Genomic DNA, 15,799 nt, shown 5'->3' with positions numbered 1-15,799 from the left:
ATCGAAATCTCCATGCATGGGACACTGTGTGGGTAATATATCTAATTATATAGCTAATTACTTGGCTATTTCACCAAACGCCTCGTCAGAACGGAGGTGGAGTATGTATCCAATGGAAAAAATTACGACGGGAATAGCTTACGGAGCATCTGGAGGGGGGACTGGATACTGGTTGCTTCAGCTCCTCGATAAAGTCTCCCCATCTCAATGGGCGGCCATAGGTGTGCTCGGTAGCCTCATGTTTGGTTTGCTGACCTGGTTAACGAGTCTGTACTTCCAAATCAAAGCGGATCGCCGCAAAGCTGCGCGGGGTGAATGATGTCGAAAAAATCAAAGCTCAGCGCAGCAGTGTTGGCGCTAATCGCGTCGGGTGCATCTGCTCCACTCATTTTCGACCAATTCATAAGCGAGAAAGAAGGCAATGCGCTGGTGGCCGTTGTTGATCCGGGTGGGGTTTGGTCTTTATGTCACGGCGTTACCGTTATTGATGGCAGACGTGTTGTTAAAGGCATGACGGCCAATGAGGAACAATGCCGGAAGGTTAACGCTATTGAACGCGATAAGGCATTAGCCTGGGTTGATCGCAATATCAAAGTGCCTCTAACAGAGCCGCAAAAGGTGGGTATCGCATCCTTCTGCCCGTACAACATTGGTCCCGGTAAATGCTTCCCATCGACCTTCTACAGGCGCATCAATGCAGGTGACCGTAAAGGGGCATGCGAAGCAATTCGCTGGTGGATTAAGGACGGCGGTCGGGATTGTCGCCTGACCAAGGGCCAGAAGAACGGTTGTTACGGTCAGGTTGAGCGTCGCGACCAGGAAAGCGCGCTGGCATGTTGGGGGATAGATCAGTGAGCCGATTAACCGCAATTATCTGCGCTTTCGTTATCTGCCTGCTGGTTTCTATGGCCTGGGCGATTAACCACTACCGCGATAACGCCCTCACCTACAAAGACCAGCGCGATAAAGTCACTGAAAATCTCAGCCTGGCGAATGCCACCATCAAAGACATGCAGACCCGCCAGCGTGATGTCGCTGCGCTGGATGCCAAATACACGAAGGAATTGTCCGATGCGAAAAAGCAGCTTGATGATATGCAGCGTTGTGTTCGCGATGGCAAGTGTGGGCTGCACGTCAACGCCAGATGCCCCGCGAACGGAACGACCAGCACCGGCGGCGTGGGCGATGCTTCCGGCCCCCGACTTACTGACACCGCTGAACGGGATTATTTCACCCTCAGAGAACGAATCGAAACAGTGACCAAACAGGTAGACTATCTGCAGAATTACATAGGACAGCAGTGCCTTCAATAGGTTACAGCTCATTACGTTCTGATGTTTTCTCTCCTCTTAATGGATTTCCTGCTAATATACTCAGTCATTGACAGTTAACGTGCCATGACTAGAGATCTATTCACCGAGAAGATTTCTTATATTTTGCAAGCAAGTTCAATGATGAATGTGAGAAAATGATATCTTCAAAGTCAAAAGGGGATGAGAAAATGATAACGTTACTATTTGGCGCCGGTGCCAGTTTTGGTGCGGAGTTACATAAGCCTGTTCCTCCTTTAGGAAATTATTTATTTGATAAACTTGTGGAACTGGGTGGCGCGTTTGCTGAATTGCCGGATGATATAAAGCAGGAGTTTAGACTACACGGTTTCGAAAAAGGTATGTTGAGCATACCTAATGACAGTAGAGTCATTAACCCCCTTCAAAAGGAAATAGCAAAATACTTGTCCTCATTTAAACCGAGCAATGAAAATGCTTATGTAAGACTATTTCGTTCTCTGAGAGAGTATGCGAAGCATGTTAATGTCATTACACTGAATTATGATTTACTTATTGAGCATGCTATGCTTATGTCTGGCGCTCAAAAAGTTTCATATGGTATAGATGCCAATGAGAAAAGTTATAGTGTTTTGAAAGTTCATGGCTCTGCTAATTTTGTGCCGGTATTAGCACCTAATGTTATCTTTGAGGGTAATGTATCTATTGGTTGTGGTGCGTTTATTGAAACCAATCAGATACGTTCATTAAATAGCCATGAAGAAATCATAAAGTGGTGTGATTCACGCCAAAATTCGGATCTCAGTCCGATAATGTGTATGTATAATAAAGAGAAACGTGTAGTTATTAATCCAAAATACCTTGAGTCAAAGAGGAAGGATTATACAGGCGTTATCTCAAATACTAGAACGTTAATAATTGTTGGGGTTAAATACATTGAGCATGATAATCACATATGGGATGTAATACTTGATTCAGCACCTGAATTAATAATTGTCGATCCATACCCATCTGAAGAGTTTTTATTGTTATTGCAACAAAGGAATATAACCCACACTCTGATACGAGATTCATTCTATAAAAGCGTGCTAAAGTTATCACTACATATAAGGAGTAGGGTAAAAATTGACCCTCAAATTTAAAAAAAAATCATGTCTCCATGTATTGGAAGTTCATTTTTTTAATGTGGGACGATTTTAAATTACGTTCCTATAAGGTTTTATGAAGAAAGCAAACTTCCTTATGTATGTAGGGAGGCTTTTTCAAAATGGATATGTGGAGAGTTGCAATCGTTAATTTTGGTTATAATCATTTTCAAAAGTTATGCGGTCAACAATACCTAAGACACCTTTTCAATTGGGTTTTTTTTGTGCCGGATACGCGAACCCATACCCTGCTGACCTATTTTGAAAATAGGTTAGCAGCTAATCACATTATGTAAATGATATTTGTTATCATTTACGGGTCCTTTCCGGCGATCTGATATGTTACGGGGCGGCGACCTCGCAGGTTCTCGCTATTTATGAAAATTTTCAGGATTTTGCCTTTTCCGTTCTTCTTCTTGCTAAGTATCTGTCTTTGCTGGGTATAACCCACCACAAGAAAGGAAGTGTTAAAGCCAGGTAGTAGTCATTTTACCCGGCATGGTTTCCTTACCCTGTGTTTCGACTGGAGTTCGTCATGGAGGTCAATAAAAAACGCCTTTCAGAGATTTTTGGTGTCAGCATCCGCACGATCCAGAACTGGCAGGATCAGGGAATGCCAGTTGCGCGCGGTGGTGGAAAAGGTAATGAAGTGCTTTATGACTCTGCCGCCGTAATCGAATGGTATTCCGCCCGTGACGCAGCGATAGAAAACGAAAAGCTGCGCAAAGAGGTTGAACAGCTGAGAGTTGATTCAGAATCAGACCTTGTGCCTGGCACGATTGATTATGAGCGCCATAGGCTTACCCGAGCCCAGGCTGATGCTCAGGAACTAAAAAATGCAAAAGAGTCCGCTGAGGTGGTGGAGACCGCATTCTGCACGTTCGTGCTGTCGCGGATAGCCGGAGAAATTGCCAGTATCCTTGATGGAATACCTCTGTCGGTTCAGCGGCGCTTTCCGGAACTGGAAAATCGACATATTGATTTCCTCAAGAAGGACATCATAAAAGCCATGAACAAAGCAGCTGCGCTGGATGAAATGATACCGGGGTTGCTGAGTGAATATATCGAACAGTCAGGTTAAGGGGCTACAGCACTCCGCGCGCTCGGGGCTCCGTTCGTTGTACCGGCCAGAACCGCAAACGGCGGTTGAGTGGGCAGACGAAAATTATTACCTTCCAAAAGAGTCTGCTTATCAGGAAGGGCGCTGGGAAACGCTGCCGTTTCAGCGTGCGATAATGAATGCGATGGGTAATGACTATATCCGCGAGGTCAATGTCGTTAAGTCTGCCCGAGTAGGCTATTCAAAAATGCTGCTCGGCGTGTATGCGTATTTCATCCAGCATAAACAGCGTAACTCGCTTATCTGGTTACCTACCGACGGTGATGCAGAAAACTTCATGAAATCCCATGTCGAACCGACAATCCGGGACATCCCCTCACTGCTGGCGCTGGCGCCCTGGTACGGTAAAAAGCACCGGGACAACACGTTGAGTATGAAACGTTTCTCGAATGGGCGAGGTTTCTGGTGCCTCGGTGGTAAAGCTGCAAAAAACTACCGTGAAAAATCTGTTGATGTGGCGGGTTATGACGAGCTTGCGGCATTTGACGATGATATCGAGAAAGAGGGCTCTCCAACGTTCCTGGGGGATAAACGTATTGAAGGGTCGGTCTGGCCTAAATCGATACGAGGATCCACACCCAAAATTAAAGGGACATGCCAGATTGAACGTGCCGCCAAGGAGTCTGAGCATTTCTTGCGCTTCTATGTTCCCTGCCCACATTGTAGGGAGGAGCAGTTCCTTAAATTCGGCGATAAAGAGACGCCATTCGGGTTCAAATGGACGCCGGGCGATCCTGCCAGCGTTATATATCTGTGTGAACACAATGCATGTGTAATTAAACAGCAGGAGCTCGATTTTTCGCAGGCGCGGTACATCTGTGATGAAACCGGGATCTGGACGCGCGACGGACTTTGCTGGTTTTCATCATCGGGTGCCGAAATTGATCCGCCTGACAGCGTAACCTTTCACATCTGGACGGCCTATAGCCCCTTCACAACCTGGGTGCAAATCGTCAAGGACTGGATCAAGACCAAAGGCGACACGGGAAAGCGTAAGACGTTCGTCAACACAACGCTTGGTGAAACGTGGGAGCCTAAAATTGGTGAGCGTCCTGATGCTGAGGTGATGGCCGAACGTATTGAGCACTTTGGTGCCAGGGTGCCGGAGCGCGTGGCCTATCTTACTGCCGGTATTGACTCCCAGCTTGACCGTTACGAAATGCGTGTCTGGGGCTGGGGGCCTGGTGAGGAAAGCTGGCTTATCGACAAAATTATCATTATGGGGCGACATGATGATGAATCCACGCTTCTGAGGTTGGATGAGGCGATCAACAAAACCTATCCGAGGCCTAACGGCGTTGAGATGCTTATTTCCCGCATCTGCTGGGATATCGGCGGCATAGACCCAACGATTGTATATAACCGCTCGAAAAAGCATGGTCTGTTTCGTGTCATCCCCGTTAAAGGCGCATCTGTCTACGGCAAGCCCGTGGCGAATATGCCTCGTAAGCGTAACAAGAACGGCGTTTATCTCACTGAGGTAGGAACAGACACCGCGAAAGAGCAGATTTATAACCGTTTCACGCTGGTGGCAGAAGGCGACGAACCGCTGGCGGGAGCGGTTCACTTCCCTAATAACCCTGAAATATATGATTTAGCTGAGGCTCAGCAGCTTACGGCTGAAGAGCAGGTTGAGAAGTGGGTAGACGGGAAGAAAAAAATCGTCTGGGACAGTAAAAAACGACGAAATGAGGCGCTTGACTGTTTTGTCTATGCCCTTGCAGCTCTGCGGATAAGTATCTCCCGCTGGCAGCTGGATCTGGATTCTCTTCTGGCCAGCTTACGGGAAGAAGACACTGGCCGTAAAAATAACAAATCTCTGGCGGATTATGCCAGGGCGTTAGCGGGAGATGAATAATGGCAACACAGGCTGAACTGGATGCCGCGCGCGCAGCGTTACATGATCTGATGATGGGAAAACGGGTTGCGACGGTACAGAAAGACGGTCGAAGGGTGGAATTTACGGCGACGTCAGTCAGCGATCTGAAAAAGTACATTGCCGATCTAGAGTCACAGGTCGGTACCACTTCACGACGCCGCGGGCCGGCAAGGTTCTACGCATGAAAATTCCTTCTTTAGTTGGCCCCGACGGGAAAACCTCCCTGAGGGAATATGCAGGCTATCACGCCGGTGGCGGCGGATTCGGTGGGCAGCTGAATGCCTGGAATCCCCAGAGTGAAAGTGCCGACGCCGCACTTCTGCCGAACTTCGCCCGGGGGAATGCCCGTGCTGATGATCTGGTCCGTAACAATGGTTATGCTGCAAACGCCGTTCAGCTTCACCAGGATCACATCGTCGGGTCTTTTTTCAGACTGAGTTACTGCCCGAGCTGGCGTTATCTCGGCATTAAAGAAGAGGAAAGCCGGGCATTTGCCAGGGAGGTGGAGGCCGCCTGGTATGAATATGCGGAGGATGACTTTTGCGGGATTGATGCCGAGCGCAAGCGTACCTTTACGATGATGATCCGTGAAGGCGTTGCGACGCACGCCTTTAACGGTGAACTGTGCGTCCAGCCCACCTGGGACAGTGATTCATCGCGACTTTTTCGCACGCAATTTAAAATGGTTAGTCCAAAACGCGTGAGTAATCCCGGTAATACAGGTGACACGCGTAACTGTCGCGCGGGTGTCAAAATCAGTGATAGCGGCGCAGCGCTGGGGTACTACGTCAGTGAAGACAGCTATCCTGGCTGGATGTCGCAAAAATGGACCTATATACCACGGGAACTGCCGGGCGGAAGGCCATCATTCATCCATATTTTTGAACCGCTTGAGGATGGGCAGACCCGCGGCGCAAACGTGTTTTACAGCGTGATGGAGCAGATGAAAATGCTCGACACACTGCAAAATACTCAGCTCCAGAGCGCAATTGTAAAAGCTATGTATGCGGCGACAATCGAGAGCGAGCTTGATACCGATACGGCGATGGACTTTATCCTCGGCGCGGACAGCAAGCAGCAAAATAAGCTGACGGGCTGGCTTGGCGAAATGGCAGCATACTACGCTGCAGCGCCGGTTCGCCTCGGTGGCGCGAAAGTTCCTCATCTTATGCCGGGCGATTCCCTGAACCTTCAGTCAGCACAGGATACCGATAACGGTTATTCCACCTTTGAACAATCACTCCTGCGCTATATTTCGGCCGGTCTTGGTGTTTCGTATGAGCAGCTTTCCCGTAACTACTCTCAGATGAGCTATTCGACGGCGCGCGCGAGCGCCAATGAATCCTGGGCGTTCTTTATGGGGCGTCGCAAGTTTGTCGCGGCCCGGCAAGCCTGCCAGATGTTCGTCTGCTGGCTCGAAGAGGCGATTGCGCGCCGGGTTGTCACGCTCCCGTCCAAAGCCAGGTTTAGCTTCCAGGAGGCGAGAACTGCCTGGGGTAACGCCAACTGGATTGGCTCGGGGCGCATGGCTATTGATGGGCTGAAGGAGGTGCAGGAGGCCGTGATGCTGATTGAGGCTGGTCTCAGCACATATGAGAAGGAGTGTGCCAAACGCGGAGATGACTATCAGGAAATATTTTCTCAGCAGGTACGTGAAACTATGGAGCGCCGGAGCGCGGGACTTAAACCTCCGGCATGGGCGGCAGCTGCATTTGAATCTGGGCTGAAAAAATCAAACGAGGAGGTAAAAGATGACGCCAGAGCTGCGTAATCTCCCGCATATTGCCAGCATGGCCTTCAATGAGCCGCTGATGCTTGAACCCGCCTACGCGCGGGTTTTCTTTTGCGCACTGGCAGGCCAGCTGGGTATCACCCGACTGACTGATTCCGCTTCTGGCGTCTCGCTCGGCGCTGAACAAATTGCAGAGCCGCTGGCGCTGTTTGGCGATGACGAGGAAATGGGGCCCCGGCCAGCGCGGAGCTATCAGGTAACAAACGGGATCGCGGTGCTGCCCGTTTCCGGGACGCTGGTCAGCAAAACCCGGTCACTGCAGCCTTATTCCGGTATGACGGGCTATAACGGGGTCATTGCCCGACTGCAGCAGGCAATGAGTGATCCCGGCGTAGACGGTATTCTGCTGGATATGGACACGCCGGGCGGGATGGTGTCCGGGGCTTTCGATTGTGCCGACATTATTGCCCGGATGCGGGATATCAAGCCCGTCTGGGCGCTGGCAAATGATATGAACTGCAGCGCAGGGCAGCTAATTGCCAGTTCTGCATCGCGACGGCTTGTCACGCAAACGGCCAGAACCGGCTCCATCGGCGTCATGATGGCGCACAGTAATTATGGCGCTGCGCTGAAAACTAACGGCGTTGAGGTCACGCTGATTTACAGCGGCGATCATAAAGTCGACGGCAATCCCTACGAAAAACTACCAAAGGACGTTCGCGCTGATTTTCAGACGCGCATCGATGCCACTCGTCAGATGTTTGCCGAAAAGGTTTCAGCTTATACCGGCATGTCAGTGCAAGCCGTACTGGACACCGAAGCGGCCGTCTTCTCCGGCCAGGAGTCCGTGGATAACGGTCTGGCGGATGAACTTGTTAACAATACCGACGCGCTCAGCGTGATGCGTGAAGCACTCGACAGACGCAAAAAAACAACCACTGGAGGAACTATGCCATCACCTTCTGCATCTGCAGCGACCAATCAGCCAGCTGACCAGGCAGCAACACAGACGACTGCACCGGCTGAGCAGGTCACCAACGTTGACACAACAACTGCTGCCTTAACGGCCCCGGCAGACCTCAGCGCTCAGGTATCGGCAGCCTTAGCCGCCGAGAATGGTCGCATCATGGGTATTCTGAACTGCGAAGAGGCAAAAGGTCGTGAATCACAGGCCCGTGCGCTGGCAGAAACGCCGGGCATGACGGTCGAGAGTGCACAGCGCATTCTGGCCGCGGCGCCGCAAAGCGCCCAGGCGCGTACCGATACGGCGCTGGATCGCCTGATGGAAACCGCACCAGGCGCTCTTTCAGCAGGGAATGCCTCTGCTGAAGCCGGCGACGATTTGTTAAACACCCCCGTTTAAGAGGCTAACATGGCAATCACCGAAGTATTTACTCATCACCAGCCGCTCGGTAACAGCGATCCGGCACACACCGCGTATGCACCGGGCGAACTGACAGCATCCACCCCGGCAATGACCCCGCTCATGCTCGATGCTACGTCCGGCAAGTTAACCGTCTGGGACGGCGAGCATGCAGGTGCAGCAACCGGCATTCTGGCTGTTACCGCTGACCAGAACAGTGCTGAACTGGCATTCTATAAATCCGGCTCTTTTCGCATCGAAGATGTGCTCTGGCCATCTGCCGTTACCGACGAAAATATCAAGCGTAACGCGTTTGCCGGTACGGCGATCAGCATCGTTTAATCACCCTCAACTTTCATCAAAGCCGCATATGCGGCTTTTTTTACGGGAAAATTCTATGTCAGTTTACACAACAGCCCAGCTTCTGGCGGTCAATGAGAAGAAATTCAAGTTCGATCCGCTCTTCCTGCGCATCTTCTTTCGCGAAACTTATCCCTTCAGTACAGAAAAAGTCTACCTGTCGCAAATTCCGGGCATGGTCAATATGGCGCTGTACGTATCGCCGATTGTCTCCGGGAAAGTGATTCGTTCCCGTGGTGGCAGCACGTCGGAATTTACGCCGGGGTATGTGAAGCCAAAGCACTTAGCATGGCTTTCTGAGGCTTTCGTATAGTTGCTAGTTTTTGCACTTAATTGTCTGATAACTATGGTTAAGTTTTTCTGGCGCTTTCACTGGATTTTCCTCGTTTTCTGTGCGTTGCAATCACCTCTGTATTGCAGCTTGTATTGCTTTTTGGGGGCTAAAAATGGCTGGTGAGAACAAATTGAGCGACAAGGCGCTTAAGGGGTATCTGGGAAAATCCAGAGAAAAGCAGATCACTGTAGCGGATGGGAAGGGTCTTTCCGTTCGTGTGAGTAAGAAGGGGGCTGTGAGTTTTGTTTTCTTCTACAGGTTAGCTGGTGGTCTGACTGCCCCGGTCTGGTTAACGCTGGGTAAGTATCCGGATATGTCGCTAAAACAAGCCAGGGAGAAGCGGGATGAGTGCCGGGCGTGGCTTGCAGATAAACGAGACCCACGCATACAGATAAAGATTCAGTCCGAGGAGCGTCTTAGGCCGGTTACTGTTCAGGACGCTCTCTGTTACTGGTACGAAAATTACTGCAAGGTACGTCGCAAAACCCATGCTGTAACTCTCGGCCGTTTTCGAAAACATGTTTTTCCCTTTATCGGGCATCTGCCTGTAAATGACACTCATCTCTATGAATGGCTCGACTGTTTTGACCGGATTAAACGAAATGCGCCCGTTATGGCCGCTTATGTATTTTCTGACACTAAACTGGCACTTCGTTTTTGCCGGGTTCGCCAGTACGCAACCTGCGATGCACTAAAGGACTTGCGCATGACCGATGTTGGCCAGGTGGCAGGTAAGCGTGATCGGGTTCTTGATGAGGCCGAGTTAGGACAGCTCTGGAAAGCTATCTTTGTTGAATCTGATATCAAGTTGATGTCCGGATACGCCAGGAAAATGTTTGTTCTATGCACGGTTTTCGGATGCCGCATGAGTGAGGCCCGGTTATCAGAATGGAAGGAATGGGATCGAAAAAACTGGGTATGGGCCGTTCCAAAAGAGCATTCAAAAACTGGTGTGGAAATTGTAAGACCAGTACCCGAAGGTCTGAGGCAGTGGATAACCGACATCTACGAGGAAACAAAGCATTCCGGCTATGTGCTGGGTAGTCTGCGTATCAGGGAAAGCGTAAGTAAAATTGGTGGAAAAATTGGTAAGCGGCTGGGCCACGAAAAACAATGGTCTCTACATGACCTCAGGCGAACGCTTTCAACACATCTGAGTGATTTGGGCGTTGAGTTTCATGTCGTGGAGCAGCTGTTAGGCCATGCATTACCTGGTATGGCGGGTATTTACAACCGAAGTAATTTTATGGCGAAGAAACTGGACGCGTTAGATCTCTGGATGACATACCTCAATAGCATCTCAGGTGCTGAGTCAAAAGTGACAATCCTCAAACAAAAGGCTGGTTAACATGAAAAAAATGGCAGTTGTTGATAAAAAGGGTCTCGAGTACATTCCTAACATTGACCGTATGATTCGTGAGAAAGAGTGTCGGGAACTGACTACTCTTGCGAATAGCACGCGCTGGAAGTTGGAGAAGGAAGGGAAGTTTCCTAAACGCATAAAGATAGGTGCTACTGCCGTTGCGTATCGTCTCTCTGAGATTCAGTCATGGATTCGGGGTGAATGGTAGAATTATGATAAGGATGCATATCCTATGGGTTATGCCCATAGGATTTTATATCACTTAAATTCAAAAACTTGCGTAGTAGATGTGATTACATAATTAGGTGGGAAGTATTGAACTATTTCCCCATTTTCTTCAAAAACATGAATAACTCTTGGGAATAGATCAGGGTGTACAGGATTTAGTGCCTTCGGATTATGGAACATGTATATCGCTGTACACCAAGGTTCTTCATATGATGGGTCATTGACGACAGCAGCATAAGGCATTGGAATGCAGCTTTCATCAGTTTTGACACCTCTCACTACGGAATTGACATTTTTTTGTTCAATTCCAGCAACTACTCCCATTCTATCAAATTTTGGGATTGTGGCGTGTGTTGCAAGTAATATGGCTGAGACATTTTCATTCTTATTAGAACCGAAAAAATTAGACTGTATACTTCGATTGTCAAAAAAGTGCTGTTCAATTTTGCTTCCAGAATCAATATCTACCCCGTAAAGATAGCTCTGCAACGCTGGCATTGAAAAGCTCATTGAGAGCCGGCGTGAGTAATCGTGTAAAGCTATAATAAAGGGCTTGCCTTTGGTATGTTCTAATTCCCAATAACATAGTTTTAAAGGTTCTGGCCTGTGCCTCACCTTGTTTAAAAGAGTTCGTGCAAATTTGAATGGCATCTGCTCTTTTATATATCTTTGAAGGTCTTCAAATGCGTCTTGGTCAAGCACTGGCTTGTCAGTGGGTTCCGCGAGTTCAGCAACTGTAACAGCCTCTACAGCAATATCAACGCCATGCTTTGAAATAATATAATCAGGTTGGGCGTAATCTCTGCATATTATAAAATCCATCTCATAAAATATGGCATTTAGATAAAGCTCAAATAAACGAGAGTTAAATGAGGCGCTTTGGAAATCTCTGATGAATATTCCGTCAGGATCTTTAAACCAATAAGCCAATTCTTGCATTACTATAAACGCGGGATAGTGCTTTGGTTCCTCAAGTAACATTTTTAGATAGACGTTTTTCTTGTGCTCAGGAACTTTAGCAAGGAAAATTGAAAAAGCTGCTTCTGATTCATCCCCTTGTATAAAGCAACCGTCCTTGTGTAGTGATAATAATTCAGGTATGGCTTTTTCTATATCAGCTATTAAAATGTCTTTCGACTCTCGCGAAGCGATGACTTTTACAGCTCTAAATTTTTTATCTAAATCTCTGCCTAGAATTATTGCATTGTAGTCCTTATCAATATTACAAAGCACAATTGTTGCTAAAAGAGTTACATCGGCATTTACATATTTAAACCATAAAATTTCTTCTGAGAAAGTTTTAACATATGGCGTGCGGCCATAAAAATAAACCTCGAATTGTTCCTTGGTGATTTCAATCATTTTGTTGCCAGAGGGCATACTAGACTTTTCCATGTATTTTTTAACCTTTAGGATTAATACCTTGTTTTCTTAGTTCAGCCCGTGCAAGTTCCTTGAGCCAATTACCTAAGCTCATTCCTTGGCGGGCAGCCGCATCATTCATCTGCTCTTTCAAATCTGGGTTAATTCGTATTTGAAACGCTGGGGCCTTGCCGGCTCCTTTAGGCTGCTTATCACGTTGTATAGTGGTTGACATGTGTGTACCTATTCAATAGCATCTATGTTGATAGGTACACACCTTATCATGACGTAAATAACAGATACAACGCCCTGCAGTGCTCGCAACACATGCAGGGCGTCTAACCAAACCGTTAACTGGAGTAACGACTATGGCTGGAACACAGCATACCCAAACTCACCCCAAATTTACATGGCTATTCCTTGGCACACCGAATGGCCACGCCTGCACACCCGTAGTTCTGCGCACCGTCGCCGAGACCGAAGATACTGCCCGTGAAGCATTCTGCGGCTGGAAGTTAACCTTCGCCGCAAAAATTCGAACCGAAAGCCCGCTTTCAGTGTCGTTTATGGACCCTGAAAGCCAAATCCTTTGGAGCATTCTGGGTAGCGATCCTTACAGCGCAGATGCCGTGCCAATGGAGGTGCGTCATGCATAAGTCCGACTTACCCGCAGATTACGAGATTCGCGTACTGGTTACGGTTAAAAACGGTCAGGTTACAGAGCGCCGCCTTCGTCCGAATGAAATCGTGGCCACACCGGAAGGTTTTATCCAAGCAGTTCGTCAGGCTGCTAATGCACACGGTTTAACTGCTACCAACAAGGAATAAACTTCATGGTGAAAAAATTAAATCGGGCAAAGCCTGAGGGCATCGCTCAACCAAAAATCGAGCTTAACAGCCGCTGGAAAGATTCTCGCGGGGAAAAAATTACTGTCACAGGCGTAACGGATAGCCGTATTACGTATGTCCGGGATGGATACTCCCATGAGTGTGTTTTTTCTGAGTACCGGTTCCGAAATGAATTTATTTACCTTCCTGCGGAAAGCCGGGAGTGGCAGGGGGCCGTAAAAGAAAATGGGCGTAAAAAAATCGCTGCTCTGCGATCTTCTCTGCCGATGAGTATTGGGTCTGACGGATGGGATAAGGGGTTGAAATGAAGAACGCACCGAACCTGAAACACCTGTCAAAGGAAAAATTCACTGAAGCCGTTATCTTTGCCGGGTCTGATGCATATGCACATGCCAGGGGATGGGAAGAGGGGCTTGGTAAACAGATCGCCGAAGACACTACTCCTCCTGTTTACCTTGGGCCAAAACAGCTGGCAGAGCTCGATAACCTGCGCATTGTGGATGATGGCCGTCGTGCCGCGCGCATATATCTTGCCGGGAATATTGAGCCTATCCAGATTAATAATATTGCCGAAAAACTGGCTCTGGCTGGTGTGCAGGATGCCAAATTGTACAAAGGCATTCCCGACCAGGAGCCGGAGGACTGGAGAGAATATCTTTCCCGTCTGCGCGAACATATTGATGTCTCTGTGAGGGAGATGTCATTGCGGCATAGCCTTCCATTAAGCGTGGGCTCTGATGGGTACGATCAGGAGCAGGATTATACGTTAAAAAGTTATCTGCCCTCTAACAGCCTGAGCAGCATCTACGGCCCGAGCGGTTCATATAAAAGTTTTCTGGCGGTGTCCTGGGCTTGCCACGTTGCAGCCGGGATGAAATGGGCCGGAAAGTCAGTATCAGCTGGCGCTGTGATGTACGTAGTGGGTGAAGGTGGTATTGGCGTTCCGCGGAGAATAAAGGCGTGGGAGAAAAAACATGGAGTGAAACTGAATAACCTGTATCTGGTCAACCGTCCGGTTTTCCCGGTTCGCCGTGAGGAAATGCAGGAGATGATCAAAGCTGCGCGTGATGTTAAGTCCAGAACCGGCCAGCCGATTCGCCTGATTGTCGTCGATACGCTGGCGCGGTGCTTCGGTGGTAATGATGAAAACGATGCTCGCGATATGGGGGCGTTTATAGAAGGCTGCGACGTCATCAAGCGTGAGACTGGCGCCACGTTGCTGGTGGTGCATCATTCAGGAAAAGACGATACCAAAGGCGCACGAGGTTCTAGTGCTTTCAGGGCAGCTCTGGATGCAGAATTTAACATTCGCCGCGAAGGTGACGGCGGAGCGATAATTCTGACCTGTACGAAGATGAAGGATGCGGAGGAGCCTAAACAGGCCGCATTCGATTTGCGCCCGGTGGAACTGTTTACGGATCGGGATGGCGAACTTATTTCTTCGCTGGTGGTTAATGATGTTCCTAGAGAGGCAAAAGGAGTAGATCCTGAGTTGGTAGGGATAGCGAAGTTAACAGGTAATCATATGGCTCTATGGCAAGCTATCCGAAGTAGAACAATGCAAGGTGAACCTTGTACCAGGGCTGTTCTGCGCGATGATTTGAAAGCGACGGGCACTGATACTAAGCACTTCAGCCGCTGGGTTCAAAAGTTGGTTGATGATGGATTAATTATCCAGAATGGTGACGTATTAACGATACAATCGTTAAGAGAAGTGGGTTAACAAGTGGGTAGTAAGTGGGGAGGGCCGGGGGAGTCCCTATGTTTTCCCCACTTTGCGCCTATATACTTGGACAAAGTGGGTAAAAATGCTCTAACCCGCGTCAATACTGGTTTTGGCGGGGGTAGTCTAAAATGCTGGTGGGTTGTAAGTGGGAAGCTAACTAAGTGGGGAGGATGTGGGGATTATGAAGGAAGGAACAACTCGTACTGTAGTTGATGAATCATTTGTTCAGTTTTTTAATAGCTTTCATTCGATAGCTGAAAAAACTTCTGGCACTTTGGCATTAGCCATTATTCAGTGTTTGGTAATGGCGGCTGCTGTAGTAAAAAAAAGCCAGGTGCATGGGGTTATGTATTGGGGCTTAACATTTGTTGCCTTAGTTTCTACTCTGGGGTTCTTTGTATGCTTTCTTTCCATAATTAATGTGATTGCAAAACAAGACAATTGTGGTAGGTGGATAAAATCTCTGATTTTTTCACTATACATATCTGCCTACATAGGGACGTTATTATCCGCTATAGCAACAATTATTTCACTGAATGGTTAATATTTTATGAATCAGTTAATAGAGATTAAAAAACGCCTAGAAGTAATCGAACAGGCGCTTAACGAACAGTATCCGCGTTTTAAAGCAGATCCCGAAATTACAGGAAAGATAACAGACCTGAAGGACTATGTTCAGGAGGAACGTAAGAGGATTCAGAAACAGAAGGCGCGGGGAGAATTGTCAGAGTTTGAATTAACCTTCATTGAGCCAGCCATTAACGATGTGTACATGACATCCCTCGACAAAATCAGACGGGGATCTAAACCCAGCCCTAGCGTTAGTGACAACATTTACGATACCAGTTCCACTCTCAATCACTGGTTACATGCAATTAATGCTTTTGAAACTAACAATCAGAGTAATTAGATGCATAAAAAAGAGGGCCAAATTCAGGCCCGCTTTGACAAATACCGATTTTTTACAGGGTGTTATCTGGAGGAAATAACGGTAAGGATGATAGCAGATTTAACTTGTCGTAAAATCATGCAAAATTAAATCTATACAT

The 15,799-nt window shown here is 48.1% G+C and carries 20 protein-coding genes and 1 pseudogene; 19 read left to right on the top strand and 2 right to left on the bottom strand.

Features of this window, described 5'->3' with window-relative positions:
* The first annotated feature begins 103 nt into the window (after positions 1–103).
* The 13 genes and pseudogenes from ACTJI7_RS03365 (at position 104) to ACTJI7_RS03305 (ending at position 10,793) form a co-directional block, all read left to right on the top strand.
* Positions 104–319, top strand: a complete 216-nt coding sequence (locus ACTJI7_RS03365; protein WP_040017182.1) for a class II holin family protein — start codon at positions 104–106, stop codon at positions 317–319.
* Positions 319–855 carry a lysozyme gene (locus tag ACTJI7_RS03360; RefSeq protein WP_246949822.1) on the top strand — a complete coding sequence of 179 codons (537 nt, stop codon included), beginning with the start codon at positions 319–321 and terminating at the stop codon, positions 853–855. The genes ACTJI7_RS03365 and ACTJI7_RS03360 overlap by 1 nt, the downstream gene beginning before the upstream one ends.
* A complete protein-coding gene (locus tag ACTJI7_RS03355; RefSeq protein WP_032642684.1) occupies positions 852–1,313 on the top strand; it encodes a lysis protein in 462 nt (153 codons plus the stop codon). Before ACTJI7_RS03360 ends, ACTJI7_RS03355 begins: the two co-directional genes overlap by 4 nt.
* Positions 1,314–1,501: 188 nt before the next feature.
* Positions 1,502–2,431 carry a hypothetical protein gene (locus tag ACTJI7_RS03350; protein ID WP_246949794.1) on the top strand — a complete coding sequence of 310 codons (930 nt, stop codon included), beginning with the start codon at positions 1,502–1,504 and terminating at the stop codon, positions 2,429–2,431.
* A gap of 538 nt (positions 2,432–2,969) precedes the next feature.
* Positions 2,970–3,515: a terminase small subunit gene (locus ACTJI7_RS03345; RefSeq protein ID WP_023292740.1), complete on the top strand. Its 546-nt coding sequence runs from the start codon at positions 2,970–2,972 to the stop codon at positions 3,513–3,515.
* Positions 3,490–5,412, top strand: coding sequence for a phage terminase large subunit family protein (locus ACTJI7_RS03340; RefSeq protein WP_039025128.1), 1,923 nt, complete (start codon positions 3,490–3,492; stop codon positions 5,410–5,412). Before ACTJI7_RS03345 ends, ACTJI7_RS03340 begins: the two co-directional genes overlap by 26 nt.
* The gene (locus ACTJI7_RS03335; RefSeq protein WP_023292738.1) at positions 5,412–5,618 is read left to right on the top strand and encodes a phage head-tail joining protein; all 207 of its coding nucleotides are present in this window, start codon (positions 5,412–5,414) and stop codon (positions 5,616–5,618) included. The genes ACTJI7_RS03340 and ACTJI7_RS03335 overlap by 1 nt, the downstream gene beginning before the upstream one ends.
* Positions 5,615–7,204, top strand: a complete 1,590-nt coding sequence (locus ACTJI7_RS03330) for a phage portal protein (protein ID WP_032641872.1) — start codon at positions 5,615–5,617, stop codon at positions 7,202–7,204. Before ACTJI7_RS03335 ends, ACTJI7_RS03330 begins: the two co-directional genes overlap by 4 nt.
* Entirely contained in the window at positions 7,185–8,528 is a 1,344-nt protein-coding gene (locus ACTJI7_RS03325; protein ID WP_246949793.1) for a S49 family peptidase, read from the top strand. The genes ACTJI7_RS03330 and ACTJI7_RS03325 overlap by 20 nt, the downstream gene beginning before the upstream one ends.
* A 9-nt stretch (positions 8,529–8,537) precedes the next feature.
* Positions 8,538–8,870: a head decoration protein gene (locus ACTJI7_RS03320; protein WP_039025130.1), complete on the top strand. Its 333-nt coding sequence runs from the start codon at positions 8,538–8,540 to the stop codon at positions 8,868–8,870.
* 55 nt (positions 8,871–8,925) lie between these two features.
* Positions 8,926–9,171, top strand: a pseudogene (locus tag ACTJI7_RS03315) (major capsid protein); the annotation flags it as partial.
* Positions 9,172–9,334: 163 nt separating this feature from the next.
* Entirely contained in the window at positions 9,335–10,570 is a 1,236-nt protein-coding gene (locus tag ACTJI7_RS03310; RefSeq protein WP_440669690.1) for a tyrosine-type recombinase/integrase, read from the top strand.
* A gap of 1 nt (position 10,571) precedes the next feature.
* Positions 10,572–10,793, top strand: coding sequence for a helix-turn-helix transcriptional regulator (locus ACTJI7_RS03305; protein WP_248188503.1), 222 nt, complete (start codon positions 10,572–10,574; stop codon positions 10,791–10,793).
* Positions 10,794–10,843: 50 nt separating this feature from the next.
* On the opposite strand, the gene ACTJI7_RS03300 is transcribed toward ACTJI7_RS03305, so the two are convergent.
* On the bottom strand, positions 10,844–12,208 hold the full coding sequence (locus tag ACTJI7_RS03300) for a hypothetical protein (RefSeq protein WP_248188505.1): 1,365 nt from the start codon (positions 12,206–12,208) through the stop codon (positions 10,844–10,846).
* Between the two features lie 7 nt (positions 12,209–12,215).
* On the bottom strand, positions 12,216–12,410 hold the full coding sequence (locus ACTJI7_RS03295) for a toxin-antitoxin system HicB family antitoxin (RefSeq protein WP_248188506.1): 195 nt from the start codon (positions 12,408–12,410) through the stop codon (positions 12,216–12,218).
* 133 nt (positions 12,411–12,543) lie between these two features.
* Between ACTJI7_RS03295 and ACTJI7_RS03290 the strand changes: the two genes are divergently transcribed.
* The 6 genes from ACTJI7_RS03290 to ACTJI7_RS03265 all read left to right on the top strand — a co-directional run bounded on the left by ACTJI7_RS03290 (position 12,544) and on the right by ACTJI7_RS03265 (position 15,660).
* Positions 12,544–12,831 carry a host cell division inhibitor Icd-like protein gene (locus tag ACTJI7_RS03290; RefSeq protein WP_023343858.1) on the top strand — a complete coding sequence of 96 codons (288 nt, stop codon included), beginning with the start codon at positions 12,544–12,546 and terminating at the stop codon, positions 12,829–12,831.
* Positions 12,824–13,003, top strand: a complete 180-nt coding sequence (locus ACTJI7_RS03285) for a hypothetical protein (RefSeq protein ID WP_121425934.1) — start codon at positions 12,824–12,826, stop codon at positions 13,001–13,003. The genes ACTJI7_RS03290 and ACTJI7_RS03285 overlap by 8 nt, the downstream gene beginning before the upstream one ends.
* Before the next feature lie 5 nt (positions 13,004–13,008).
* A complete protein-coding gene (locus ACTJI7_RS03280; protein ID WP_248192930.1) occupies positions 13,009–13,332 on the top strand; it encodes a DUF4222 domain-containing protein in 324 nt (107 codons plus the stop codon).
* Positions 13,329–14,747, top strand: coding sequence for a helicase RepA family protein (locus tag ACTJI7_RS03275; RefSeq protein WP_248188511.1), 1,419 nt, complete (start codon positions 13,329–13,331; stop codon positions 14,745–14,747). The genes ACTJI7_RS03280 and ACTJI7_RS03275 overlap by 4 nt, the downstream gene beginning before the upstream one ends.
* Positions 14,748–14,931: 184 nt before the next feature.
* On the top strand, positions 14,932–15,294 hold the full coding sequence (locus ACTJI7_RS03270; protein ID WP_248188513.1) for a hypothetical protein: 363 nt from the start codon (positions 14,932–14,934) through the stop codon (positions 15,292–15,294).
* A 6-nt stretch (positions 15,295–15,300) separates the two neighbouring features.
* Positions 15,301–15,660 (top strand): hypothetical protein, encoded by a 360-nt coding sequence (locus tag ACTJI7_RS03265; RefSeq protein WP_440669685.1) that lies wholly within the window; start codon positions 15,301–15,303, stop codon positions 15,658–15,660.
* Positions 15,661–15,799: the final 139 nt, after the last annotated feature.

This window comes from Enterobacter sp. 22499 (assembly GCF_052044815.1).
Taxonomy (GTDB): Bacteria; Pseudomonadota; Gammaproteobacteria; order Enterobacterales; family Enterobacteriaceae; genus Enterobacter; species Enterobacter bugandensis.
This window is presented reverse-complemented; position numbering and strand designations above follow the sequence as displayed.

Bases quoted from the DNA above. Each gene is read 5' to 3' on its own strand.
- ACTJI7_RS03320 (WP_039025130.1), top strand. From the start codon at position 8,538: ATGGCAATCACCGAAGTATTTACTCATCACCAGCCGCTCGGTAACAGC.
- ACTJI7_RS03345 (WP_023292740.1), top strand. From the start codon at position 2,970: ATGGAGGTCAATAAAAAACGCCTTTCAGAGATTTTTGGTGTCAGCATC.
- ACTJI7_RS03275 (WP_248188511.1), top strand. From the start codon at position 13,329: ATGAAGAACGCACCGAACCTGAAACACCTGTCAAAGGAAAAATTCACT.
- ACTJI7_RS03300 (WP_248188505.1), bottom strand. From the start codon at position 12,208: ATGGAAAAGTCTAGTATGCCCTCTGGCAACAAAATGATTGAAATCACC.
- ACTJI7_RS03285 (WP_121425934.1), top strand. From the start codon at position 12,824: ATGCATAAGTCCGACTTACCCGCAGATTACGAGATTCGCGTACTGGTT.
- ACTJI7_RS03330 (WP_032641872.1), top strand. From the start codon at position 5,615: ATGAAAATTCCTTCTTTAGTTGGCCCCGACGGGAAAACCTCCCTGAGG.
- ACTJI7_RS03365 (WP_040017182.1), top strand. From the start codon at position 104: ATGTATCCAATGGAAAAAATTACGACGGGAATAGCTTACGGAGCATCT.
- ACTJI7_RS03310 (WP_440669690.1), top strand. From the start codon at position 9,335: ATGGCTGGTGAGAACAAATTGAGCGACAAGGCGCTTAAGGGGTATCTG.
- ACTJI7_RS03270 (WP_248188513.1), top strand. From the start codon at position 14,932: ATGAAGGAAGGAACAACTCGTACTGTAGTTGATGAATCATTTGTTCAG.
- ACTJI7_RS03290 (WP_023343858.1), top strand. From the start codon at position 12,544: ATGGCTGGAACACAGCATACCCAAACTCACCCCAAATTTACATGGCTA.
- ACTJI7_RS03360 (WP_246949822.1), top strand. From the start codon at position 319: ATGTCGAAAAAATCAAAGCTCAGCGCAGCAGTGTTGGCGCTAATCGCG.
- ACTJI7_RS03295 (WP_248188506.1), bottom strand. From the start codon at position 12,410: ATGTCAACCACTATACAACGTGATAAGCAGCCTAAAGGAGCCGGCAAG.
- ACTJI7_RS03335 (WP_023292738.1), top strand. From the start codon at position 5,412: ATGGCAACACAGGCTGAACTGGATGCCGCGCGCGCAGCGTTACATGAT.
- ACTJI7_RS03305 (WP_248188503.1), top strand. From the start codon at position 10,572: ATGAAAAAAATGGCAGTTGTTGATAAAAAGGGTCTCGAGTACATTCCT.
- ACTJI7_RS03350 (WP_246949794.1), top strand. From the start codon at position 1,502: ATGATAACGTTACTATTTGGCGCCGGTGCCAGTTTTGGTGCGGAGTTA.
- ACTJI7_RS03280 (WP_248192930.1), top strand. From the start codon at position 13,009: ATGGTGAAAAAATTAAATCGGGCAAAGCCTGAGGGCATCGCTCAACCA.
- ACTJI7_RS03265 (WP_440669685.1), top strand. From the start codon at position 15,301: ATGAATCAGTTAATAGAGATTAAAAAACGCCTAGAAGTAATCGAACAG.
- ACTJI7_RS03325 (WP_246949793.1), top strand. From the start codon at position 7,185: ATGACGCCAGAGCTGCGTAATCTCCCGCATATTGCCAGCATGGCCTTC.